Source organism: Micromonospora sp. DT229, assembly GCF_049844505.1.
GTDB lineage: Bacteria > Actinomycetota > Actinomycetes > Mycobacteriales > Micromonosporaceae > Micromonospora.
The window spans coordinates 37,730-61,738 of sequence record NZ_JBNCLD010000023.1 but is presented as its reverse complement, the minus strand read 5'-3'; the positions used below and the strand labels follow the sequence as shown (position 1 = coordinate 61,738).

General features: G+C 72.1%; 15 protein-coding genes and 2 pseudogenes. 6 read left to right on the top strand and 11 right to left on the bottom strand.

The window, feature by feature from the left end:
* Nucleotides 1-3 precede the first annotated feature (3 nt).
* From ACLQ2T_RS26135 to ACLQ2T_RS26125, 3 genes are read left to right on the top strand one after another with little or no spacing between them, the layout of a single operon-like run.
* Nucleotides 4-999, top strand: a complete 996-nt coding sequence (locus ACLQ2T_RS26135) for an AAA family ATPase (protein ID WP_425769000.1) — start codon at nucleotides 4-6, stop codon at nucleotides 997-999.
* Between the two features lie 14 nt (nucleotides 1,000-1,013).
* Entirely contained in the window at nucleotides 1,014-2,216 is a 1,203-nt protein-coding gene (locus tag ACLQ2T_RS26130; RefSeq protein WP_425768999.1) for a DUF58 domain-containing protein, read from the top strand.
* 41 nt (nucleotides 2,217-2,257) lie between these two features.
* Nucleotides 2,258-4,564, top strand: a complete 2,307-nt coding sequence (locus ACLQ2T_RS26125; protein ID WP_425769026.1) for a transglutaminaseTgpA domain-containing protein — start codon at nucleotides 2,258-2,260, stop codon at nucleotides 4,562-4,564.
* A 33-nt stretch (nucleotides 4,565-4,597) separates the two neighbouring features.
* On the opposite strand, the gene ACLQ2T_RS26120 is transcribed toward ACLQ2T_RS26125, so the two are convergent.
* On the bottom strand, nucleotides 4,598-5,578 hold the full coding sequence (locus tag ACLQ2T_RS26120) for an LLM class F420-dependent oxidoreductase (protein WP_425769025.1): 981 nt from the start codon (nucleotides 5,576-5,578) through the stop codon (nucleotides 4,598-4,600).
* 132 nt (nucleotides 5,579-5,710) lie between these two features.
* On the opposite strand from ACLQ2T_RS26120, the gene ACLQ2T_RS26115 reads away from it, so the two are divergent.
* Complete coding sequence (locus ACLQ2T_RS26115; RefSeq protein ID WP_425768998.1) at nucleotides 5,711-6,631, top strand: DUF1028 domain-containing protein; 921 nt, start codon at nucleotides 5,711-5,713, stop codon at nucleotides 6,629-6,631.
* Between the two features lie 22 nt (nucleotides 6,632-6,653).
* Here the strand turns inward: ACLQ2T_RS26115 and ACLQ2T_RS26110 are convergent.
* From ACLQ2T_RS26110 to ACLQ2T_RS26085, 6 genes and pseudogenes are all read right to left on the bottom strand, one after another.
* Nucleotides 6,654-7,184: pseudogene (locus ACLQ2T_RS26110) on the bottom strand (maleylpyruvate isomerase N-terminal domain-containing protein); the annotation flags it as partial.
* A gap of 129 nt (nucleotides 7,185-7,313) precedes the next feature.
* Nucleotides 7,314-7,649, bottom strand: a pseudogene (locus tag ACLQ2T_RS26105) (maleylpyruvate isomerase N-terminal domain-containing protein); the annotation flags it as partial.
* A gap of 323 nt (nucleotides 7,650-7,972) precedes the next feature.
* On the bottom strand, nucleotides 7,973-8,860 hold the full coding sequence (locus ACLQ2T_RS26100; RefSeq protein WP_425768997.1) for a phosphatase PAP2 family protein: 888 nt from the start codon (nucleotides 8,858-8,860) through the stop codon (nucleotides 7,973-7,975).
* Nucleotides 8,861-9,135: 275 nt separating this feature from the next.
* A complete protein-coding gene (locus tag ACLQ2T_RS26095) occupies nucleotides 9,136-9,630 on the bottom strand; it encodes an HAD domain-containing protein (RefSeq protein ID WP_155222115.1) in 495 nt (164 codons plus the stop codon).
* A gap of 23 nt (nucleotides 9,631-9,653) precedes the next feature.
* Nucleotides 9,654-10,856, bottom strand: a complete 1,203-nt coding sequence (locus tag ACLQ2T_RS26090; protein ID WP_425768996.1) for an IS110 family transposase — start codon at nucleotides 10,854-10,856, stop codon at nucleotides 9,654-9,656.
* 398 nt (nucleotides 10,857-11,254) lie between these two features.
* A complete protein-coding gene (locus ACLQ2T_RS26085) occupies nucleotides 11,255-14,155 on the bottom strand; it encodes a glycoside hydrolase family 48 protein (RefSeq protein ID WP_425768995.1) in 2,901 nt (966 codons plus the stop codon).
* Between the two features lie 950 nt (nucleotides 14,156-15,105).
* Here ACLQ2T_RS26085 and ACLQ2T_RS26080 point away from each other — a divergent pair.
* On the top strand, nucleotides 15,106-16,599 hold the full coding sequence (locus ACLQ2T_RS26080) for a GH1 family beta-glucosidase (protein ID WP_425768994.1): 1,494 nt from the start codon (nucleotides 15,106-15,108) through the stop codon (nucleotides 16,597-16,599).
* Nucleotides 16,600-16,678: 79 nt separating this feature from the next.
* On the opposite strand, the gene ACLQ2T_RS26075 is transcribed toward ACLQ2T_RS26080, so the two are convergent.
* The 3 genes from ACLQ2T_RS26075 to ACLQ2T_RS26065 form a co-directional block, all read right to left on the bottom strand.
* The gene (locus ACLQ2T_RS26075) at nucleotides 16,679-17,101 is read right to left on the bottom strand and encodes a roadblock/LC7 domain-containing protein (protein WP_425768993.1); all 423 of its coding nucleotides are present in this window, start codon (nucleotides 17,099-17,101) and stop codon (nucleotides 16,679-16,681) included.
* On the bottom strand, nucleotides 17,098-19,647 hold the full coding sequence (locus ACLQ2T_RS26070; protein WP_425768992.1) for a nitrate- and nitrite sensing domain-containing protein: 2,550 nt from the start codon (nucleotides 19,645-19,647) through the stop codon (nucleotides 17,098-17,100). Before ACLQ2T_RS26070 ends, ACLQ2T_RS26075 begins: the two co-directional genes overlap by 4 nt.
* Nucleotides 19,648-19,718: 71 nt before the next feature.
* The gene (locus ACLQ2T_RS26065) at nucleotides 19,719-21,104 is read right to left on the bottom strand and encodes an FGGY family carbohydrate kinase (RefSeq protein WP_425768991.1); all 1,386 of its coding nucleotides are present in this window, start codon (nucleotides 21,102-21,104) and stop codon (nucleotides 19,719-19,721) included.
* Nucleotides 21,105-21,358: 254 nt separating this feature from the next.
* Here ACLQ2T_RS26065 and ACLQ2T_RS26060 point away from each other — a divergent pair, with 254 nt between their 5' ends.
* Nucleotides 21,359-23,272, top strand: coding sequence for an anthranilate synthase family protein (locus ACLQ2T_RS26060; protein ID WP_425768990.1), 1,914 nt, complete (start codon nucleotides 21,359-21,361; stop codon nucleotides 23,270-23,272).
* Between the two features lie 88 nt (nucleotides 23,273-23,360).
* Here the strand turns inward: ACLQ2T_RS26060 and wrbA are convergent, their stop codons facing one another.
* The gene (gene wrbA / locus ACLQ2T_RS26055; protein ID WP_425768989.1) at nucleotides 23,361-23,978 is read right to left on the bottom strand and encodes an NAD(P)H:quinone oxidoreductase; all 618 of its coding nucleotides are present in this window, start codon (nucleotides 23,976-23,978) and stop codon (nucleotides 23,361-23,363) included.
* Nucleotides 23,979-24,009 lie beyond the last annotated feature (31 nt).

Here is a 24,009-nt window from a genome sequence, read left to right as displayed (position 1 = left end):
GCCGTGAACAGCCAGGAACCCCTCAACCAGCAGGAGGTGCAGGGCTTCGCCGCCCTGGCCGCCCGGCTGGCCGAGACCGTCAACTCCGTGGTGCTCGGTAAGCCGCAGGTGGTCCGGCTGGCGTTGACGGCGCTGTTCGCCCAGGGGCACGTACTGCTCGAAGACGTGCCCGGGGTGGGTAAGACGACCCTGGCCCGGGCCATCGCGGCCACGGTGAAGGGGCAGTGGCGGCGCATCCAGTTCACGCCCGACCTGCTGCCCTCGGACGTGTCCGGGGTGACCATCTTCAACCAGGCCACCCGGGGGTTCGAGTTCCACGCCGGTCCGGTGTTCGCCAACATCGTCATCGCCGACGAGATCAACCGGGCCTCGCCGAAGACCCAGTCGGCGTTGCTGGAGGTGATGGAGGAGCGGACGGTCACCGTGGACGGGGTACGCCATCCGGTGCCGCAGCCGTTCCTGGTGGTGGCGACCCAGAACCCGGTGGAGATGGACGGCACCTACCGGCTGCCGGAGGCCCAGCTGGACCGGTTCCTGGTCAAGCTCTCCGTCGGCTACCCCGACGAGGCAGTCGAGGTGGAGGTGCTGCGCGGGGCCACGGTCCGCTCCCCCGAGGCCCTGGCCCCGGTCACCGACACGGCCACGATCGGGGAGATGGTCCGGATGGCCCGGCGGGTGCACATCGCCGAGCCCCTTTACACGTACGCGGTGCGGCTGGCCGCGGCCACCCGTACCCATCCGCAGGTGCGGGTCGGGGTCAGTCCCCGTGGGGTGATCGCCCTGACCCGGGCGGCGTGTGCGTACGCCCTGGTCGACGGCCGAGGTTGGATCATGCCGGAGGATCTGAAGGCCCTGGCCGAGCCGGTCTTCGCCCACCGGCTGCTGCTCACTCCGGACGCCCAGGTCCGTGGGATGACCGCCGGGGAGGTGCTGCGTCAGGCCATCGCGTCCGTGCCGGTGCCGCTGCCGTCGGGGCAGCCGGCCTCGGCGTACCCCTGATCGGCGGGGAAGGCGTGGGAATCACCGCCCGGGGCATCGGTCTGCTCGTCGCCGGGGTGCTGCTGCTCGGGACCGGCTTCCGTTTCGGGTACCCGGAGTTGACCGTGCTGGGCGCGGCGGCCGGGGTCGCCGTGGCGATCGCGGTGCTGACGGCCGCATGGCGGCCCCGGTTGCAGGTGCGGCGGCAGGCGGATCCGGACCGGGTGGCGCGGGGTGAGCCGGCGACGATGACCTTGACTCTGCGCAACACCGGTCGGCTGGGTGCGGCGAGTCTGCTGGCCGTCGACCGCTGCGGCGACCAGGTGGTACCGGTGCCGGTGCTGCGGCTACGCCCGGGTGCGGACACCACGGTCCGCTACCAGGTGCCGACCGCCCGCCGGGGGGTGGTGCCGGTGGGCCCGCTGCGGGTGACCCGCCGTGATCCCCTGGGTCTGGTCGTGTTGGCCCGCACCTACGGCGACAGTGTGCCGGTGTGGGTGCACCCCCGCGTCCACCCGTTGCGGGCGGTGCCCACCGGTGCCGGCCGCAGCCTGGACGGGCAGGTCGACGCGGTGCCGCACGGCTCGATCACCTTCGACTCCTTGCGGGAGTACGTCGTCGGCGACGAGCTGCGGCGGGTGCACTGGCGTACCAGCGCCCGGGTCGGTGAGCTGATGGTGCGGGAGAACGTGGACACCAGCCTGCCCCGGATCGTGGTGCTGCTGGACAACCGGACGGTCGCGCATCCGCAGCGGGTACGCGGGACGGCCGAGTCGTTCGAGTCGGCCTGTGAGGCCGCCGCCTCGGTGGTCACCGCGGCGGTACGGGAGGACCTGCCGGTGGTGCTGCTGTTCGTCGCCGCCCCGGCTGACCTGGCCGAGGCGGGCCCCGGGCACGAGGGCCAAGCGGCCCACGGCAACGGGACGGTCCAGGGGGGACCGACCGGGCCGCTGGACCGGTTGGCGGCGGTCTCGCTGACCGGCGAGGGCACCCTTGAGGCCGCGGTGGCCCGGCTGCGCCGGGAGCGCCTCGGCGACACCCTCGTCGTGCTCACCGGGCCGGGTGGGCGCGAGGACCTGGGACACGTCGGCGCCCTGCGTGGGGCGTACCCCTCGGTGGTGGTAGGGGTTTTCGGGGCGACGGAACCGACCCCGGCGGGTACCGGCGGCCTGCTCGTGGTGGACGCGGCCGACGGGGCGGCCTTCGCCGCCGAGTGGGACGGGGTGCGTCGGTGGTGAGGCTGCTGCGGGCCCTGGCGGTGCCGACCGCGTTGGTCGGCATGGTCGTCCTGGCCGGGGTGACCCTGGACCGGGTGTACGCGGGCTCCCTGCTGACCCTCCTGGTGGCCGGGGCTGCCCTCGGCTCGGTGCTGGTCTCGGTGGCGGCGCGGCGACTGCCCTCCTGGCTGGTCGCCCCGGTGTCGGTGCTGGTGATGGTCGGTTGGACGGGGTGGTGTCTGTACCTGACCGCTGACCGGGCCGGGTTGCCGGGCGGTTTCGCCGAGGTGGTCCGGGACGCCGCCGGGAACGGCATTCCCCGGCTGTTGACCGCGATGATCCCGGTGGAACCGGTCCCGGACACCGTCCTGGTGCCGGTGGTGGGCGCCTGGCTGGCGGGGTTGGCCGGCGCGGAGGTGGCGTTGCGCGCCGGCCGGGTGCTGCTGGGTTACCTGCCGCCGGTGCTGCTGCACGTCGGGGCGGTGTACGTGGTCGGGCCGAACGCCGAGCCGGCGATCGGCCCGACCGTGGCGCTGGTGGTGGTGGCCGGGCTCGGACTGGCCGCCTCGACCCGACGCGAGGGTGACCCGGTCGACGGTCCGGCGCCGACGGTGCCGTCCGGGGTGCGGACCCGGTTGGCGGTGACCTCGGCCGCCGGTACGGCGGTGGTGGTCGCGGCGACGACCCTGCTGGGCCCGGCGGTGGCCGCCCTGGTGGAGGTGCGGCCGGTGGACCCCCGCCGCTACGTGGAACCGCCGCAGGTCCAGACCTTGGACGAGAACCCGTTGATCCGGATCTCCGGGTGGGCGCTCAACCCCGACCAGCAGCTGTTCCAGGTGAAGACCGCCGGTGCCGGTGGGGGGACCCGGATCCGGCTGGCCGTGCTCAGTGACTACGACGGGGTGACCTGGCGGGTCGGGGCCACCTACCGCAACGCCGGTCGGATCCTGCCCACCGTGCCACCGGCGCCGCACGCCACCGTGGAGACCGTCCGGCAGGAGATCACCATCGGTGAGCTCAGTGGACAGTTGCTGCCGGCGGTGCCCACTCCCCGCGAGGTCAGCGGCGCCCGGGTGGCGTACGACCCGGGCACCGGCACCCTGATCCGTCCCGACGGGCTCAGTCCGGGGTTGCGCTACACGGTGACCTCCGCCCGGGAACGCCCGGATGCGAACCTGCTGGCCACCGCGAACACCCCGGCCGGTGACGAGGTGGCCCGGGTGCTCCAGGTGCCGGAGGGTGCGCCCGAGCAGTTGCACCGGCTGGCCACCCAGTTGGCCCAGGACAACGGCGCCCCGTACGCCCGGGCGATGGCGATCGAGCAGTGGCTGGCGGAGCACTACCGGCTGGTCGCCGACGCCCCCAGTGGCCACGCGTACCCGAATCTGGCGTTCTTCCTGTTCGGCCCGCGCAACGGCGGCGGACAGCGGGGTACCTCCGAACAGTTCGCGGCGTCCTTCGCGGTGCTGGGCCGGTTGGCCGGGTTGCCGACCCGGGTGGTGGTCGGGTTCGCCGCCCCGGGTGACGGGCCGGTGCGGGCGGGTGACGCCTACGCCTGGCCGGAGGTGCTTTTCGAGGGGGTGGGCTGGGTGCCCTTCGACCCCCTGCCCCGGCCGGAGGACGAGCCCCGGCCGGTGGAGGAGGACTTCCGGCCGCAGCCGGAGAAGCCGCCGCCCTCGGAGCAGCCGGAGCCGACCGTGGAGCCGAGCACCACTCCCCCACCGCAGGCCGCTCCCGAGGAGGGCGAGGGTCGACCGGGGGTGTCCACCCCGGTCCTGGTCACCGCCGTCACCGGGGGGTTTCTGCTGCTGGTCGTGGCGGCGCTGGCCGTCCTGGCCGGGATGCGTCGCACGCTGACCCGCAACCGGCTGCACCGGGGCCCGGCCGACCTGCGGGTCGCCGGAGCCTGGCGGGAGCTGACCGACGCCCTGCGGCTGGCCGGGCGGCCGGTCCCCGCCGACCTGTCCGCCACCGAGGTCGCCGAGGCGACCCGCCGCGCCCTGTCCGACGCAGCACTGCTACCGGCCGCAGCGGGCCAGGCCGGGCCTCAGTCGGGGGTGGGCCGAGCCGGGGCTCATCCCGAGGGCGCGGTGGGTCGGGCCGGGCCTCAGTCGGGGGTGGGCCGAGCCGGGGCTCATCCCGAGGGCGCGGTGGGTCGGGCCGGGCCTCGGGATGAGGCCGCTCACCGGGCGGTGGAGGAACTGGCTCGGCTGGTCAACCAGGTCGGGTTCGCCCCCGGTCAGGTGACCGAGGCGCAGGCCGAGGCCGCCGCCGAGGCGGCCACGGCCTGCACCCAGGCGCTGCGCGCCGACCGGCCCCGGTGGCGGCGGTTGCTCTGGTCGGTGCACCCGGGGCCGCTGCGCTGGTGAGACTGAGAGGTGATCAGCGCCGCCGGGTCGGGCTCAGGTCGACTCCCCGGTGTCGGGGCCGAGCCGGGCGATCATGGTCGTCCGGGCCGCCACCCCGCCGGCCGCCAGTTCGGGGGTGGGCAGCAGGGCCATCACGGGGACGTCCACTCCGGCCTCGGCGTAGCGGCGGACCTGGGCCCGGCACTGCTCGGGTGAGCCGTGCACGATCAGCGCGTCGACCACCTCGTCCGGTATGGCGGCCAGGGCGCCCCGCCGGTCACCGGCCGCCCAGGCCTGCCACATCGGCGCCAGCGCCTCCTGGCGGCCGAGCCAGCGATGGAATTCCGCGTACGCGGGCACGGTCAGATAGCTGGTGATCATGCGTCGGCCCAGGGTGCGGGCGTACTCGGCGTCCTCGGTGGGGCAGACGAAGATGCGGGCCACCACCTCGAACTGCGGGCGGCGCTCGCCCAGTTCGGCCATCGCCCGGGGGACGTCGGTGGCGGCCAGCCAGTTGAGGATCACCCCGTCGGCCTCGGCGGCGGCCAGCCGCAGCATGCCCGGCCGCAGCGCGCCCAGCAGCACCGGCGGGGGTACGGCCGGCGGCCTCTGCAGGCTGAACCGCCGCACCGCGAAGGTGTCGAAGGCCCCGTCGACGGTCTCCCCCCGCAGCGCCGCCCGCAGGAACCGCAACACGTCCCGGGTACGCCGGAACGGCTCGGTGAACTCGATCGCGTTCCAGTCGGACACCAGCACCGGCGAGGAGGCCCCGATGCCCAGCGCGAACCGACCCGGTGCCACGTCGGCCAGGGCGGCGGCGCTCATCGCCAGCAGTCCGGGTCCACGGGTGAACACCGGCGCGATCGCGGTGCCCAGCCGTAGCTGCGGCTGCCAGGCGGCGGCCAACGCCAGGGGGGTGAAGGCGTCGGCCCCGTTGACCTCGGAGGACCACACCTCGGTGAAGCCCGCCTCGGCGAGGGCCGCGTACACCGCGGCGTGGTCGGCCAGCCCCACCCCGTCCAGGGGCACCGTCATCGCCCATCGTGTCGTCATCGATCGATCCTGCCCGGCGGGGGGCCTCCCTAGCAAGATCTTGGTGCCCTACCGGTCCACCGACCGGCTGCGCCGATCCAGGGAGAGGGCCGTGACCAGCGCTAACCTTGCCGCGTGACCTTCTCGCTCGTCGCCCGCTCCGCCGACGGCCACCTGCATGGTGTCGCCGTGGCCAGCCGCTTCCTGGCCGCCGGCGCTCTGGTCCCGGCGGCCGAGGCGGACCTCGGCGCGATCGCCACCCAGGCGCATGTGAACCTGGCCTACCGGCCGCAGGGGATGGCCCTGCTGCGGACCGGGGTGACGGCGGCCGGTGTGGTGGCCGGTCTGGTGGCCGCCGACCCGGAACGCGATCACCGCCAGGTCGGTGTGGTGGCCGCCACCGGCCCCGGTGCCACCTACACCGGGGAGCACTGCCGGGACTGGGCGGGCGGCCAGGCGGGCGACGGCTGGGCCGCTCAGGGCAACATCCTCACCGGCCCCGAGGTGATCGACGCCCTGCGGGACACCTGGCTGGCCCGTACCGACCTGCCCTTCGCGCAGCGGCTGCTCGCCGCGCTGCGCGCCGGGCAGCAGGCCGGGGGCGACCGACGGGGCCAGCAGAGCGCCGGGTTGGTCGTGGTCCGACGCGGCGGGGGGTACGGCGGCACCGGCGATCTCATGATCGATCTGCGGGTCGACGACCACCCCGATCCGATCACCGAACTCGACCGACTGCTGGCCGTGCACACCTTCATGTTCAGCCGGCCCGACCCGGCCACCCTGCTCGACCTGACCGGGGCGGTGGCCGTCGAGGTGGCCGGGCTGCTCACCGCGCTCGGCTACCCGGCCGACCCGGCCGACCCGCAGGACGCGCTGGTCGAGTGGGCCGGGCTGGAGAACCTGGAGGAGCGGCTGGCTCCCGGCCGCATCGACCCGGTGGTGCTGGCCCAACTGCGTGCCGCCCTCCCCCACGTACCCGCACCCCGAAGTGCGGAGCGTGACCCAGGCGGTGACTTCCCGGCCCGGTTGGGCGGCCAGCCCGAGTCGGCACGGTAACGCCTCACGCCCTCGGCGGGGATCAGCGGCCGAAGGCCAGCCGCGGTAGGCCGACCCGGGCGAGTGCCGCCTGCTCGGCCAGGCTGCATGGAGTGCGCCCGGTCACCTTGGCGATCAGGGTCAGCCGGTCCCAGCCCAGCTCCGCCGGCAGGGAGCGGCCCGCAGTGAGCAGATCGGCGATGACCCGGCTGGCGGCCGTGGTCAGCCACGGCGGCCGGTCCAGCGCCGCAGCCAGGTCCAGGCCGTGCACCCCGACTTCCACCACCCGGGTACGCAGGAACTCCGTCACCGTCATCGCATCGTCGTGTCGGGTGCGCACCACCCGGTCCGGTGGGTACGCCTCGACGGCCGCGAGGGCAGCGCGCCATGCCCGGTCGAAGTCCGCACCCGACCCGACCCCTCGACGCGTGCCGTCCGAGTCGAAGCTCTCCTCACCACCCTCGTCCCGCCCGTCTCCTGCCCGAGCCGCTCCGCCCAGAGCGACCTCGACCCGAGCCGCCTCGACCGGAGCAGCCTCAGCACGGGCCGACGCGGCACCAGCGGCCTCAATGCGACCGGCCTCGGCCTGAGCAGCGCCACCCGCGGCTTCGATGCGAACGGACTCGGCACGAGCCGCCTCGGCGCGGGCCGACTCGATGCGGGCCGACTCGATGCGGGCCGACTCGATGCGGGCCGACTCGATGCGGGCCGACTCGATGCGGGCGGCGTCGACCTCGGGGGTGAACTTGGCGGCGCCGAAGTAGCCGGCGGCGTCGACCAGGGCACCGGTCGGCGCCGGTGCGGCCAGCATGTCGGTCAGCCGGCCCGCACCGGTGCGGACATGTGCCAGCAGTTCGGCCACCGTCCACGGCACGCAGCCGGTCGGCCGGGCCAGGTCCTTCGGATCGAGGGTGGCCAGCACCTCACCGAGCCGCAGGCACTCCTCGCGGAAAGCCGCCCGAACGAGGTCGGCGTCCCCCACCTCGGGCGCCCCCACCTCGGGCGCCCCCGTCACGGACACCGCCGATCGCCCGTCCATCACCTCTCCACCCTCCACTGGACCTGCTGATCCCTCATCGTCAGCCCGAGGCACCGCTGGCGTTCCCGACGGTTCATGATCGTGCTCAATCTTGGATCGAGTGGCCTCGTTTTCATACGAAACCACTCGATCCTGGATCGAGCACGATCTTGCGGGCAGGGCCGGACGCGGTGGTGTTGGGGCACGGGTGGGACGAGTCGACGTGGTCGGCACCGCGTGGCCGGGACCGGGTGAAGGCCGGCCGTCCGGGACCGGGTGAAGGCCGGCCGTCCGGCGGGATTCCACACCGTCAGGGTTGTCGTGCAGGTGCAGGCCGGCAGCGGTCAGCCCTGGTCGCGGGGGACGATCCGATGCACGGCGGAGATGGCCAGCGCCATGACCACTGCCATCGTTCCGGCGATGCCGGCGGCGCTGCCGGCGTACCCGACGAACAGGGGTTGGCGGGACAGGTCGGCCGCCGCGGTGGGACGCAGGCTGGTCAGCCAGAACAGCGCCAGCGCGCAGGCCAGGACCAGCAGCAGCCCACCGATGCCGAGCAGCAGCGCCACCCCCCGGTGCGCGTCGGCGGAGGACACCTGCGCCTGTTCCCGCTGGGTGACCAGCAGCAGGATGCCCGCCAGGGCCGCCCACACGCCGACCACCAGGTACGCGGCCACCGCGTCACTGGGCCGGTGCCAGCCCGCGGAGAGGGTCGCCACCCCGGCCACCGCCGAGTAGGCGGCACCGACCACGGCGGCGAAGGCCCGTGCCTTGGGCGGCAGCACGAGCACCAACGCCACCGCCACGGAGGCGGCGACCGTGGTGTGCCCGCTGGGCAGGCTGTTGCCGACGCCCGTCCGTTCCGGGTCGATGCCGTAGTCGGGCCGGACCAGTCCGTACTTCAGCACCTGGGTGGTGACGTTGGCTCCGACGATCAGCAGGGTGGCCGCCACCGCCAGGGCCACCCGGCCCCGGATAAGGGCGATGAACCCGATCATCACCGTGGCCCCCAGCAGCGACACCACGGACATCGCGTTGAGGATCCGGTTCACCGGCTCGTCGATGTGGTCGCGGCCGATCCGGTTGCCGGTCAGCGCCACCGTGTCGACCCACTGCCCGAGTTCGCTGTAGAGGGCGAATCGCCACACCACGATGAAGACCGCCGTCTGGACCAGAGCCAACCCGACCAGCCAGACCGCAGTCCCACCCCTGGGCGTCACGCGCACCCGCACAACTTAGCGACCCTTCCCCATCGGCCTGTCAGTGGCCCGCCGACCGGATCGGCAGCGCCGCGAAGGGACGGCTGAGCAGGGGCGACGGTGACCGGCAGGCCGAACCCGCCGGTGCGCAGCGGCAGGGGTCGCGGCGACGAAAAGGGAGAGGCCGCCACGGGGGGAGCGGCCTCTCCAGTGATGTACGTTACTCCGTCCCCGGCGGTGTTGTTATCCCGCAACGGTGACTTTTTCCGCGATCTGCGCGGTGTGCCTGTCGGATCGGGGGGGTGTCCCTATGGGTTTGTCAATGGGGCGTCGAGGGTCTTGGCCCAGGCGATGACGTGGTCGATGGCGTCGCGGGTGAGGCCGATCGTCGGGTCGGTGGTGATCAACAGGGTGGGGCTGGTGCGTGTGGCGGCCCAGCTGTGAGCTTCGGGTGTGTGGAGGTCATCGATCCATGCCGCGGGCCGTTGCAGGGCGTAGGCGGCAATGAGTGGGATCTTGTCGCTGGGGTGGAAGGGTGGGGCTGGCATGGTGATCACGGGTAGGGCCGTGATGTGCAGAAGCGGAGCGAGAAGCTGGTTGGCTTCGTCGTTCCAGCTTGTGGCCCATGCGATGTCCAGGACGGTGCTCGCTTCGGTGATCCAGGCGCCGTGTGTGGGGTTGACACGAACGGGTTCCTCGTCCTCAGGGAACAGGTGGTGCTCGGTGTAGCCGGCCGGCGGCTGAGTGGTTCCGTAGGGGTTAAGGACACCGTCGACGTCGAGCAGCAGCAGGGGTCGGCTCATTCGGAGGATTGTGCCTGGTGTGGTCAGCCGGTTGTGACCGCGACGATTGGCCTCGGCTGGTAAGGGACCTTGTCGCGGAGCATGGCGAACAGGACGTCGATGCGGCGGCGGGCCAGGCAGATCAGGGCGGCGTTGTGGCGTTTGCCTTGGGCTCTCTTGCGGTCGTAGTAGGCACGGCTGGCTGGGTCGGCCAGGGCAGCGAACGCGGCGAGGAAGAATGCGCGTTTGAGCTGTTTGTTGCCGCCGCGGGCGGGGTGTTCGCCGCGGATGCTGCTGCCGGAGCGTCGGGTGACCGGTGCCAGGCCGGCGTAGGCGGCCAAATGTCCGGGGGTGGCGAACGAGGTGCCGTCGCCTACTTCGAGCAGGATTCTTGCGGCGGTCCTGACGCCGATGCCGGGCATCGAGGTCAGGACCGCGGCAAGAGGGTGCGCATCAAGCATCCTGTCGACTTCGGCGGCGACCTGGTCACGCTGTTGCAACACGTCGCGCAGGCTGTCGGCCAGCCTCGGCAGGATCGTCTCGGCCGCGGCGGTGCCCGGGACGATGACGGTCTGCTCATCCAACGCGGTCGTGATCCGTTCGACCAGGCGTTCGCCCATGCGCGGCGCGTTCTTGGTCGCGATCGACATCAGTTTGCGGCGTCCGGCCTTGCGCAGCCCGGCCGGGCCGCCGCAGCGCGACAGCAGCTCCAAGACGGCCTTGTGCTGAATGTTCTGGCCCAAAGCTCGCTCCAGAGCTGGATGAATCTGGGTGAGCAGCCCGCGGATGCGGTTGGTCAGCCGGGTGGCCTCACCGGCCAGGTCGTCGTCGAAGCCAACCAGTACCTCCAGCTCGGCGAGGGCTTCGTCGCCGACGTCGACGCGGCGCAGCGTGTGCGGCATGGTGCGGGCCGCATCAGCGATCACGTAGGCGTCGCGGGCGTCGGTCTTCGCGCTGCCGGGATGCAGGTCGGCGATCCGGCGCATCGCGAGCCCGGGCAGGTAGGCGACCTGCTGGCCGCAGGCACGAGCGACCGCGACAGGCAGCGCTCCGATCGAGGCCGGCTGGTCAACCACGACCAGGACCGGGCCGTGCTTGGCCAGCTTGTCGAAGACCTGCCGCAGCTTGCCCTCGGTGTTGACCAGCGCCGCGTCGTGCAGCCGCTTGCCGTCCCGGCTGAGGGCGACGGCGTGATGGCCGTCCTTGCCGACATCAAGACCGAGAAACACCTGGTAGTCGCCGTGCATCGCATCGCCTCCCCGCGACGTCGCGTTCCCGTCTCGGTCGCCAGTCTGGCGTCGACTGCCGGCAGCCACGTTACGAAGAGACCTACCCCAACCGAGCGGGCGGCCGTGTCCCTATCAGCGGTCCGTCGACGCCACCCGGCCCGGCGACAACACCCCCCGGATCATCCGTACGACAGGGGCAGTAAGTCATACCGAGCCGGGCGACCGAGCAGTCCCCGGCTGGGGACGATCAAAAAGGTAACGGGCGGTGGGGTGGGTCGACTTCTCCGCTGCGTCGGCCAGAGGGCCGACCCACCCCGGCCTGACCGTGGGTGTCAGGCCGCCGGCCGGTCCTGCCTCTACCCCCGAGGCCCGGCCGGAGCCTCCGGGCGGGTCACCGCCCACCCGGAGGACGTCGTTCAGCCGTTGGGGAACAGCTTCCCGTAGTCGGCGTACGCCATGGCGACGTCCGCCTGGGCCCAGAACCGGTGGTAACGGAACTCCGGCTCCGGTCCACCGTCGAGGTACGCCTGGACCTTCGGCCACGCCGGGTCGTTCTTGTAGAACGACCGGATGTCGATGAAGCTCTTGCCGGGGGCGATCACGTCACCGTTGGGCATCCGGCCGGTCCAACCCTGCGGGATGTACAGGCCCTGCCCGGTGGAGGCGTCGTAGACGTCGTCGAAGCGCCGGTAGTCGCCGCGCTTCTCCACCGTCGACACACCCTGGGCGTCACTCTCTCCGTGCAGCGCGTCCAGCAGCCCCTTGGCGGTGTTCTTCGCCGCCACGTTGCCCGACTTCGCCGCGTACGCGATCAGGGTACGGGCGTAGGAGGCGGCGATGCCGACGTCCTGACCCTTGGCGATCACCTCGACGTGCAGGTTGGTGTTCGGCTGCGGGTTGGTCGGGTTCCAGTTGTTGGGCTGGCCGGTCCACTTCAGATCCGCCGGGATGGACCAGTCCTCACCCAGGGTGGTGTTGGCGATGGCCCACGGCACCCACTTGTCCAGCAGCGCCTTGGCCCGGGCGTCGCCGCTGACCAGGTACAGCTCGGCGATGCGCTGCATCGACCAGGCCTGCATACCGAACCACTGGTTCGAGGGCGGGTCGTTGTAGACCGGGTCCTCGTCGTAGAACATGCCGTAGAAGGTGGCCGTGCCGGCCGGCGGCGTGCCGTAGTGACCGCCCCAGCTGTTGGTCGCGCCACCGGCGATGCCGCCCTCGGCCGACTGGAGCCAGGTGTAGAGCTCCAACTGCCGGGTGAGGCTGTTGTTCCAGTCCGCCGCCGCGGTCGACGAGCGCGGCTTGAGCTCGTTGACGTTGGTCAGCGCCCAGGCCGCGAACGGGTTCTGGTAGCCGAAGTGGCTGTGGCTGGAACCGATCCGCCACGACCAGTTCTGGCTGGTCTCGTACGCGCCACCCCAGGCGTAGTACCAGGACAGCAGGTAGTGGGCGGACTCGCGGTTGTTACCGGCCGGGCACTGGGTGGCCCCGACGCAGTTGCCGACGCGCTTGAAGTACTTGTCGAACAGGGCGTACCGCAGATAGTCACCCATCTTGGCGGCCTTGGTCACGGTGGCTGCCACGTCGGCCTGCTTGTTCTGCTCCTTGGCCCAGGTCAGCGCCCAGTAGGCGGCCTGCACGGCGCGGGCGTCGGCGTCCGGGGCGTTGGTGTACTTCCACTGCTTGGCCGGGGTGCCGGACTCCTTGATGAACAGGTCGAGGTAGCCGTTCGGGCCACCGTGGGCGAAGGTGTCGCAGGAGGGGTGCGGCACGGTCTCCCACACCGACTCCTGGGTGCCCCGCTGGAAGGTGTTGATGTACGCGGGGCGGGTGGTGCCGTCGCCGCAGTGGCCGTAGCCGTAGACATTGTCCACGTCCAGCAGCCAGTGCATGCCGTAGATGTTGCCGGTGCCGTAGGTCTGCTGCAGTTCCGAACGCAGCGGGTCGCGGCCCACCGGCACGTTCTGGTCCAGCTGCGACGGGTACTGGTTGGGCAGGTCGTGCTCGGCCGCGTAGGAGGCGTCGCCGGCGGAGCCGGCGGTCGGCTGGTCGGCCGTGGACGGGATGATGTAGGTCTCCATCACCGTCCAGGCGTTGTTGAACGGCGCCCAGTTCTGGGTGACCCGACCGTAGTACGCCTCCAGCCACAGCCAGAAGCTGAACGCCTCCGAGGTGGTCTGGTGACCGTGGTCGGGGGCCTCGACGATCAGGGTCTCGATCGAGTGGTAGGGCACCCCCTCCGGGCTGAAGTAGCCGGAGTTCTTGATCTTGCCGTACTGGGTGAGGAAGCGCTGGACGTACTCGCCGTCCCCGCCCGGCACGTCGTTGTCGATCTCGGTGACGGTGACCGTGGCCGGGGTGTGGCCGGTGGCCGAGGCGGTGATCGTCGCGGTGCCACCGACCGTGTCGGAGTCCTCGGCGGCCTGGACGGTCACGTCGACGCCGGTCTCCCAGTTGCTCGGGGTCAGGGTCACCGAGGTCGGCGAGACCGTGATGTCCGAGTCGCCGGTCCGGACCAGGCTGGCCGCGACGTTGGCGGTGGGGGCCCGGTTCAGCTTGAGGTTGAAGGTGGAGCTGTCACCCTCGGGCACGCTGAGCGCGGTCGGGGTGGCCACCAGGGCCGGCGAGGTCGCGGCGGTCACGCTGAACGCCCGCTCGGCGATCGCCGACAGACCGCTGTTGTCGTACGCCCGGGCCTGCACGGTGTAGTCACCGGCCGGCAGGCTCTCCATGGTGTACGCGTACGGCGCGGTGGTGTCGGTGTTGACCAGCAGGCCGTTGCGGTAGAACTCGACCCGGGCGATGGTGCCGTCCGGGTCGCTCGCGGTGGCCGTCAGCGGGACGGTCGCCGGGGCGACGAACGGCCCGGCGGGGATCGACAGGCTCACCGTCGGGGGCTGCTGGGCGACGCCACCGCAGGTGACCCCGTTGACGGAGAACGAGGTGGGCTTGGGGTTGCTGCCGGTGTAGGAGCCGTTGAAGCCGATCGTGGTGCTGGCGCCGGTGGCCATGCTGCCGTTCCACGCCTCGTTGACGGCGGTGACCTCGTTGCCGCTCTGGCTCCACCGGGCCGACCAGCCGTTGGTCACCCGCTGGTTGCCGGGGAAGGCGAACCGCAGGGTCCAGCCGTTGACCGGGTCGCCGAGGTTATTGAGGGTGATGTTGGCGGTGAAGCCGTTGCTCCAGTCGTTGGTCGTATAGACCACGTCGCAGGCCGGTGCGGCCTGTGCGGCGCCGGCGGGTACGGTCACCCCGCCGATCGCCAACGCCGCGGCGGCGAGCCACGCCAAGCGGCGGCGTCTTGCCAGATTTTTCATCTGCGCGGTGTCTCCTCGAACCAGGCCGGGTGCGGTGCTGCCCCGGCGAGACGCCTCGCAGACGACAGAACGCGAGACGTCAGTGGATGGTGGTGACCGGCCAAGCGGCCGGAACACAGCAGCGGGAACGAGCTCCACACCGCTGCGATCAGGGCGCCGTCCGGATCACCGGAAGCCCTCGGCGGCCCCACGCTCACGTCTACCTGGCTCCACGTGGTCGATCGACAGTGTGCCATGGAAGCGCTCCCAGCACCAGAGATCGCACTTCCGGAAGCACTCGGTTGTTTCGATCTCATTTTGGGGCTTTCACAAAGCCGTGACGGGCGTTACAGTCGCAGCAACGTCGATGGGAGCGCTTCCATCGACGGAGTTCCAAGCATTGGATTACCCGGCGCCGTGCCCACGGCAATGGGTACTAAGACCGCAGGCCGACGGCGGGCCAGCCCGGACACCGCCGTCAGCCGTCACCCCACAAGAAGTGAGGGGAGGTGGATCCTCAGCCACTCGCGTGGCCCGGCTCCCGCGCGACACGCACGACTGGGACGCCAATCCGCACGTGCGTGTACCGCAACATGGTGGGGACGGGGGTTGCCCTCCCCCGTCCCCACACTAAACCCCCGTTCACGATGGGAAAAGAGGCCGATCGGGTCAGACGCGCATCACCCGCGCGCCCCGCACGGCAGTAAGCCCCGCCCGCCGACCGTGCGCTGCCCCGCCGACCACCTCCGGGAGCACGCCGCCGGTCCGCCCGCGGAACTCGGCGTTTCCCGGTCCCGCCACACCCGATGCCCGACCGGCCGACGCCAGAACCCTCACCTTGCCACCTCCGCCACTACGGTCGTCCGTGATCTGAGACGATCACGCACCGGCGGCGGTCGCCTACCCTTTACCCTTCATTGGGAGCGCTCCCGAGGGGCGCCGGCGGCCACCCCCACCCACGAGGAGAATCCATGTCGATGCTCACCAGGCGACACCTGCTGCGCCAAGCGGCGCTGTCGGCCACCGCCGTAACGCCGGCCGGTGCCGCCCTGGGCGCGGTCGCCACCGCGGCCGGTGCCACCGCCCTCACCGGTTGCGCCACCGACGACGGCACCGCACCCACCGATCCGGCCACCAGCGCCGCCGCCCGGTTGCAGTTCCCGGTGAACTTCGGCTGGGGCGCGGCCACCTCGGCGTACCAGATCGAGGGGGCCGCCAAGGAGGACGGCCGGGGCGAGTCGGTCTGGGACACCTTCAGCCGTACCCCCGGACGCACCCGCAACGGCGACACCGGTGACGTCGCCGCCGACCACTATCACCGCTACGCCGAAGACCTCGATCTGATGCGCGACCTGGGGCTGCGCAGCTACCGGTTCTCCATCTCCTGGCCGCGCATCCAGCCCGACGGCAGCGGTGCCGCCAACCAACGTGGTCTCGACTTCTACCGCCGTCTGGTCGACGGGCTGCACGAGCGGGGCATCTCCCCGATGGCCACCCTGTTCCACTGGGACCTGCCGCAGACCCTGCAGGACGGCGGCGGCTGGGAGTCCCGCGAGGTCGCCCACCGCTTCGCCGACTACGCCGCCACCCTCTTCGACGCCCTCGGCGACCGGGTGCCGGTCTGGCTCACCATCAACGAGCCCAAGACCGTCGTGCAGAACGGTTACCTGCACGGCCACCACGCCCCCGGCCGGCGGGATCCCGACGCCGCCTACCTGGTCGCCCACCACCTGCAACTGGCCCACGGCCTCGCGGTGCAGGCGCTACGCGCCAACAGCCGGGAGGGTCGCATCGGCCCGGCCTTCAACCTGCACCCCTGCTACCCCGCCGACGACTCCCCCGCCGCCGCCGAGGCCGCCCGGCTGTACGACGGTTACGAGAACCGCCTCTACCTCGACTCGGCGCTCAAGGGCAGCTATCCCGAGGACGTCCTGGCCGACCTGGGGCCGGACAGCCGGATGGTGCGCGGCATCCGCGACGGCGACCTGGAGATCATCTCCTCACCGATCGACGTGCTCGCCGTGCAGTACTACACCCCGATCTACGTCACCGGCACCGGCGGCACCACCCGCCGGTGGCCCACCTCCGAGGCCAGCTGGCAGCAGATCTACCCGGACGGGATGTACGACATCCTGACCCGGGTGACCCGCGACTACGGCCCGATCCCGCTGACCGTCACCGAGAACGGGCTGCCCACCCCGGACGTCCTCGCCGCCGACGGCACCGTCGAGGACACCGGCCGGGTCACCTTCCTGCGCGACCACCTGGCCGCCGCCCACCGCGCCATCACCGACGGGGTGCCGCTGGAGAGCTTCCACGTCTGGTCACTGCTGGACAACTTCGAGTGGGCCGAGGGGTACGACCAGCGCTGGGGACTGATCTACGTCGACTACCCCACCCAGCGGCGCGTACTCAAGCGCAGCGCCCAGTGGTACCGCCAGGTCATCGCCGACAACGCCCTGTGAGTCTCGACTGAGGCGCCGGGCCGGCACGCGGATCACCGCTGCCGGCCCGGCACGCCCCAGGGCGGGGAGACCGTCTACCTCAGCGGGGCAGGGCTTGTTGGAGTTCGGCGCGCAGGGCCGGGGTCAGCATCTCCCCCGCCTGCTTGGCCAGCCGGGCCATCTCGTAGCCCACCACCCCGATGTCGGCCTCCGCCCCGGCCAGGGTGGCCAGGATCGAGCCGTCACGGATCTGCATCACCAGGAAGTAGCCACGACCCATCTCGACCACGGTCTGCTTGACCACGTCACCGTCGAACATCTGGGCCGCACCGGCGGTGATGCTCATCAGGCCCGAGGTCACCGCGGCGAGCTTGTCCGCGTGGTCGCGCGGCAGATGGTCGGAGATCGCGACCAGCAGCCCGTCGGAGGACACCACCACGGCGTGCGCCACACCGGGCACCCGTTGCGTGAACCCGCTGACCAGCCAGCTCAGGTCCCGGGCCTCCTGAGACAACGTTGTCACTTGAGTCCTCCCTCACTCCACGTCCCCGGCGGTGGTACCGGTATCTCGGTGGTCTCCTCGGCCTCGGCCCGTCGCACACCGCTGTACAACTTCGACAACATGCCCCCGACCGCCTCCGGGTCCGGGTCGTGCCGGGTGGTCCGCTGCTGGCCGGGACGGGCCGGCTGGGTGACGGACTGCAACTGGGCCATCGGCACCCGCACCGGCAGTCCCCGGGCGTTGGTGCCCGCCGTCACCGGCACCTCCGGCGGCGCCGCGCTACCGGCGGTGGTCGTCGAGGAGGGTCCCTCCGGGGACCACCACCCGCCGCCGGACGCCGGGGCCGCCACCGGGGGCAGCACGTTCTCCGCGCGTACCGGCACGGGGTGCGCCTGTCGGGGCACCGTGGTCGGTCGCCGCCCGGCCACCGGCAGTTCGATCGGACCGTGGCCGGTCTGTGCCGGCGGCGCCGACCGGGGTACCGGTAGCGGACGCTGCGGTGCGAAGGGTTCCAGCTCCGCCGACGGCGTCGCCAGCAGGGCACCCGGCAGCCGGATCCGGGCCACCAGCCCGCCGGTCCCGCCGTGCAACCGCACCTCGATGCCGTGTCGGGCCGCCAGATGGCTGACCACGAACAGACCCATCCGCTCGACCGTCGCCACGTCCGCGTCGGGCGGGGTGGCCAGCACGGCGTTGGCCTCGGCCAGTGCAGTCCGGCTCATCCCCAGACCCTGGTCGGCGATCTCGATGACCGCCCCGTCGCCCTCCTCGCGGGCGGTGACCTGCACTGCCGTGTCAGGGCGGGAAAAGGCGGTGGCGTTCTCCAGCAACTCGGCCAGCAGGTGCACCACCTCGCCGACGGCATGGCCCACCAGATGCAGGTCGGCCACGGCCGCGTAACGCACCCGCTGGTACTGCTCGATCTCCGCGCTGGCGGCCAACAACACCGCGTTCAACCCGATCGGTCGGTTCCACCGGCGGGTCGATTCCGTGCCGGCCAGCACCAGCAGGCTCTCGTCGTTACGGCGCATCCGGGCGGCGAGATGGTCCAGCTTGAACAGGTTCTCCAGCTGGTCCGGGTCGTTCTCCTCGCGTTCCAGGTCGTCGAGCAGTTCCAGTTGCCGCTCCACCAGCACCTGGCTACGACGGGCCAGGTTGACGAACATCGCGTTGACGTTGCGCCGCATGTTGGCCTGCTCGACGGCCACCCCCACCGCGCTGCGGTGCACCGCGACGAAGGCCTCGGCCAGTTCGCCGATCTCGTCGAGGGACCGCACCACCGCTGGGGCCACCTCGATGTGGGGTACGCCGCCGGAGACCGAGCGCAGCCGGGCCAGCGCCTCGGGCAGCTCGATCTGCGCGATCCGCAACGCCTGCGAGCGCAACATGCGGATCGACCTGGCCAGCGAACGGCCGATGAGCACCGAGATCAGTACGGCCACCAGCAGCACCGTGATGATCACACCGACCATCAGCAGGGTCTCCCGCCACTGGGTGTCGCTGGCCGTCTCGGCCTGCGCGGCCGAGTCCTTCAGCACCCCGGCCTCGAACTCCCGCAGCAGATCGTGGCGTACCTCGCTGAAGGTCCACCAGTCGTCGTCCGGCAGCAGGGTCAGGGCGGTCGGGTTCTGGGTCAGCGCCCGTTCCTCCAACCGGCCGGCCTGGACGAAGGCGTCGTGCTGACTCATCCGGTCGTAGCGGGTCACCTGGGCGTGACTGGCCGCGATGCGGAAGGTGCCCAGGGCCGTCTGCTGGCGGGCCCGCAGGTCGTTGAGCTGTGCCCGGTCGTTGGACTCGTACTCGCCGCTGCGGGCCGCCGCATAGAGTTCCGCGCGTACCCGCGAGGTGAGTTCCTTGGCCCGGGCGAACTGCACGTAGCGTGACACCGCCTCGGACAGGTCCGGCCGATCCGCGCCGGGGGCCGGCTGGGAGAGCAGGGTGAGCAGGGCGTCCACCGCCCGGTTGTAGTTACCCAGGATGGTGTCGTTGCTCAACACCACAGTGGTCGTGACGCTACGCATGTAGCCGACCTGCTGGTATGCCTGGTACGCCACCGTGAAGGCGTCCTGCCAGGCGGCGTCCCCCTTGCCCACCGGCTCGGCCGCCCGACGCAGCGCCTGGGCCGCCTGGTCGGTGTCGGCGCGGTAGGAGGCCAGGGCCGCGGTCACCTGGCCGGTCTCCTCCTCGGAGGCGGCGGCCCGCAGGGCGGGCAGCTCACCGACCGTACGGTCGCGCTCCTGCTGCAACCGGTGCACCAGTTCGGCGATCTCCTGCCCGATGCCCACCTGGGCGGAGAAGTCACTCAACGTGTTGGCCTGGCTGACCAGGTTCTGGGTCTGCACCCCCGCCAGGACCAGGAAGGCCACCGACGGGATCACCAGCACGGTGGCGAGTTTGGTCCGCATCCGCCAGTCGTGGATGCGCAGAGCGGAACGACGGCGGTGGGGCACCACCCGGACATCGAACCGACGCCGACGATGCTGGGACACCGTCGGGTCCTGGTCCGGCCCTGTCGCCACCCGCTCCTCCTCCCGCGCGTCCACCGCCGCCCGGGGAGCGTCGTTCATCCAACCAGGCCCCGGACCAGTGTCAACGCCCTGCTTTACGTTGGTTCAGGAGTGCACCGCCGGGCGTCACCCTATGCCCTGCCCGCCGGGGAGTGATCATCCGTCTGGCCGATGTCGGTCAACGCGACGGCGTCGGCGATGCGGCCACAGGCCACCAGTGCGGCGCCGGTGGCCCCGATCTCCGGGTGCCGTCCGAACCACACCTGGCGGGGTGCCAGCACCTCGGCGAAGGCCGCGCGCCACCAGGGTGAAGCGGCCATCGCCCCACCCCCGAGGACCACCTCCACCGGAGCGGAGACTGTGGACTCCAGGGCGGCCAGGTCGTCCACGACCTGATCGCACACTCCGTACATCAGTCCGGCCAGCAGTTGCACCGCGGTGGTGTGGAAGCTCAGGCCGCCCAGCTCACCCGCGCCGGCCCGGCGGCCGCCCGGTGGCCGGTCACCGCCGAAGGCCACACTGACCGGACGCCGACCCTCCGGCCCCAACCGACTCAGCGCCGCCTCCAGGGCCGGGCCCTGCGGGAGCCGCAGCTCCCGGTCGGCCCAGGCGAACAGGTTCCCCCCGGCGGAGTAGGCCGCCCCGGTGACCACATGATCATGATCGACGCGGTACCGCCACAGCTTCGGTGGCAGGGGTGCCAGCGGCGCGTGGGCCGGCATCCGCTGAAGCAGCCGTACCGCCGAGGAGGTACCCACGGTCACGGCCGCCCGGGTGTGGTCGATGCAGCCGGAGCCGACGTTGGAGGCGGCACCGTCACCGGTCGGCGGGGCCCACTGCGCCCGGGCGAGGCCCGGCCAGCGGCGGGCGTACGCCGGGCGCAGCCGTCCCCGCCAGTACGCCGGTGCCAGCTCCGGCAGGGTGTCGCCGGTGACCCCGGCCAGGGCGCACGCCTCCGGATCCCAGTCGAGGGTACGCAGATCCAGCAGGCCGGTGCCGGAAGCCTGGGACACCGACATGGGCGCCTCGTCCAGCAGTTGACTCAGGGCGTACTCGACCAGGCCGGTGAACCCGGCCACCGGGCTGCCGCAGTGGGCCCGCAGCCAGGGCAGCCGCACCGACCAGTAGCAGCGGTGCCACCAGGTGCCGGTCCGTTGGTGGTAGGCATCGGCATCAGCCGGACCGGTCAGGTCAGCGGGCGACTCGGCCCGGGTGTCCATCCAGGTGAGGACCGGCCCGAGGGGATGGCCGTCGATGCCCAGCGGCAGCACGGAGTGCCACTGGGCGCTGACCGCCACCACCTCGATCTCGTGCAGCCACCCCTGCTCGCTCAACTCGTCCAGGCACTCCAGCAGGCAGGCCAGGTAGCCGCGCGCGTCGAGGGTGCCGGTGCCGTCGTCGTCGACGGTCAGCTCCATCTTGCGGCGGGCCAACGCCCCCGGTACCGGCTGAAGGTCGCCGTCCAGCACGAGCCCTCGCACCGAGGAGGTGCCCAGGTCCAGCCCCAGAATGCTCATCGCTGATCAACGTACCCGCTGGTTCGGGGGCCACAACCTCACCGGGCACCCGGGTACGCCGATCGGCTTCCCCACCGCCGGTCCCGCGCGTAAGGTGAGCCCATGCTTGCGCGACTGTCCTGCTGGTGGCCCGCCGACCCGGCGGCCCACCTCCGCGCCTAGCTTCACCCGCGGCCGCCCGACGAGGCGGCCGCCGGTCCACTCTCCCGGCCCCTGGGCCGCCTCCTCCGGCGGCACCCGGCCCGAGGAGACCGATGACACCGCTGACCGACCTGCTGACCGCCCTCGCCGAAGGCGTCGATCCGGGCCCGTTCGCCCTGATCCGCCGCGAGGGTGCCGAGCATCTGGACCTGTTCACCGGCCCGGTGGGCACGGTCGACCGGCTCGCCGACATTCCGTTACCGGCCGGGCCGCCCGGTCCGGCCACCCTGGCTCTGGTGCCGTTCCGGCAGGTGGCCGAGCGCGGCTTCGCCTGCCTGGACGACGGTGTGCCGCTGGAGTGCCTGCGCATCGACCGTCGGGTACGACTACCCCTGGCCGAGGCCTTGGCGGCCCTTCCCGAGGGCCCGGTACGCACCACCGAGGCGGCCTTCGACATCGGCGACGACGAGTACGCCGACATCGTGGCCCGGGTGCTGGCCGAGGAGATCGGTCGCGGCGAGGGGGCCAACTTCGTCATCCACCGCACCCTGCACGCCCGGGTGCAGGGTGCGCCGCTGACCGCCGCGCTGGCCGCGATGCGGTCCCTGCTGCTGCGCGAACGCGGGGCGTACTGGACCTTCGTGGTGCACACCGGCACCCGCACCCTGGTCGGGGCCAGCCCGGAACGGCACGTCAGCGTCGACGACGGGCTGGTCATGATGAACCCGATCAGCGGCACCTTCCGGCACACCGGGGTCGCGGCCGACCGGGCCGCCCTGCTGCGCTTCCTCGCCGACACCAAGGAGGTCGAGGAGCTGTACATGGTCCTCGACGAGGAACTGAAGATGATGGCCACCGTGGCCGAGCACGGCGGCCAGGTGGTCGGGCCGTACCTGAAGGAGATGTCCCACCTGGCGCACACCGAGTACCTGCTGGCCGGTCGCGGTTCCAGGGACGTCCGCGAGGTGCTTCGGGAGACCATGTTCGCCCCCACGGTGACGGGCAGCCCGATGGAGAACGCCTGTCGGGTGATCGCCCGGCACGAGGGCACCGGCCGTCGCTACTACGCCGGGGTGCTGGCCCTGCTGGGGCAGGACGACACGGGTCGGCAGACCCTCGACGCGCCGATCCTCATCCGTACCGCCGAGATCACCCCGGACGGCGCCCTGCGGGTGCCGGTCGGGGCCACCCTGGTCCGCCACTCCACTCCGGCGGCCGAGGTGGCCGAGACCCACGCCAAGGCCGCCGGGGTACTGGCCGCCCTGGGCCTGGGGCCGCAGGCACCGACCACCGGCACCGGCCCGGTGCGCCGGCTGGCCGACGATCCCCAGGTACGCGCGGCGCTGGCCGCCCGCAACGCGCCGCTGTCCCGGTTCTGGCTGGACCAGCGACCGCCGGGGGCCCTGGCCGTGCCCGGGTTGACCGGCCGCCGGGCCCTGATCGTCGACGGGGAGGACACCTTCACCGGGATGCTGGCTCACCAGTTGGGCGCGCTGGGGCTGGCGGTGACCGTGGCGCCCTGGCACACCGACCCACCGGTCGCCGGGTACGACCTGGTGGTGGTCGGCCCCGGCCCCGGCGACCCGAACGGCGACACCCCGAAGATGCGCAGTCTGCGCGGCCTGCTCGGGGCCCTGCTGGCGGACGGCCGACCGACCCTGGCCGTCTGCCTGGGCCACCAGCTGCTGGCCGGGCTGCTGGGGTTGCCGGTGGACCGCCGGGCCGCGCCCTACCAGGGCCTGCAACGTACGGTGCCGCTGTTCGGCGCTCTGCGGCGGCTGGGCTTCTACGCCACCTTCACCGCCCGGGCCGCCACGGACCGTCAGGACAGCCCGTACGGTCCGGTCGAGCTGGCCCGCGACGAGACCGACGGGGCGGTGCACGCGCTGCGCGGCCGGGGCTTCGCCGGGGTGCAGTTCCACCCCGAGTCCGTGCTCAGTCCGGACGGCCTGGCCGTGCTGGTCGACCTGCTGGCGGAGCTGCTGCCGGCGCCGGCCGGTGAGCTGTCCCCCGCCGGACAGGCATAGCGGCCCCGATCCGGGGTAGCGCTGGAGAAAGGACCGGTGGACCGGGCGGGTTTGAGAGCCCTCGCCCGGACCACCGGTCCGCCGGCTGTCAGCCGGCCAGGCCCTGCTTGACCGCCGCGCCGATCTGTATCGCCCGCTTGGCGGTCAGGGCCGTCGCCGCCAGGGCGATGTCATCCGGTGCGGTCTCGCCGTTGTTGCTGACGTGCGAGGCACCGTACGGGTTGCCGGCGACGAACTGGCTGGGGTCGGTGTAGCCGGGCGTGACCACGATCCCGCCCCAGTGGTAGAAGACGTTGAACAACGACAGCAGGGTCGACTCCTGCCCGCCGTGTTTGGTGGCGGTGGAGGTGAAGGCCGAGTAGACCTTGTTGGCCAGCGCACCACTGGCCCACAGCGGCCCGGTGGTGTCGATGAACTGCTTGAGCTGGGCGGCGATCATCCCGTACCGGGTGGGCGAGCCGAAGATGACCACGTCGGCCCAGCTGAGATCGTCCGGCTCGGCCTCCTCCACGTGCTGGGTCTCCAGGTGGTGCGCCGACCATCCCGCGTTGGACCGGATCGCCTCGTCCGGCGCCAACTCCCGCACCTTGCGCAGGCGTACCTCCGCCCCCGCGTCGCCTGCGGCCTCGCAGGCCGCCTGAGCCATCTGATAGGTGATGCCGGTAGCGCTGTAATAGATCACCGCTACCTTGACCTTTGCCGCCATCGCACGCGTCCTTCCTGCCTCGGGGTTAGCT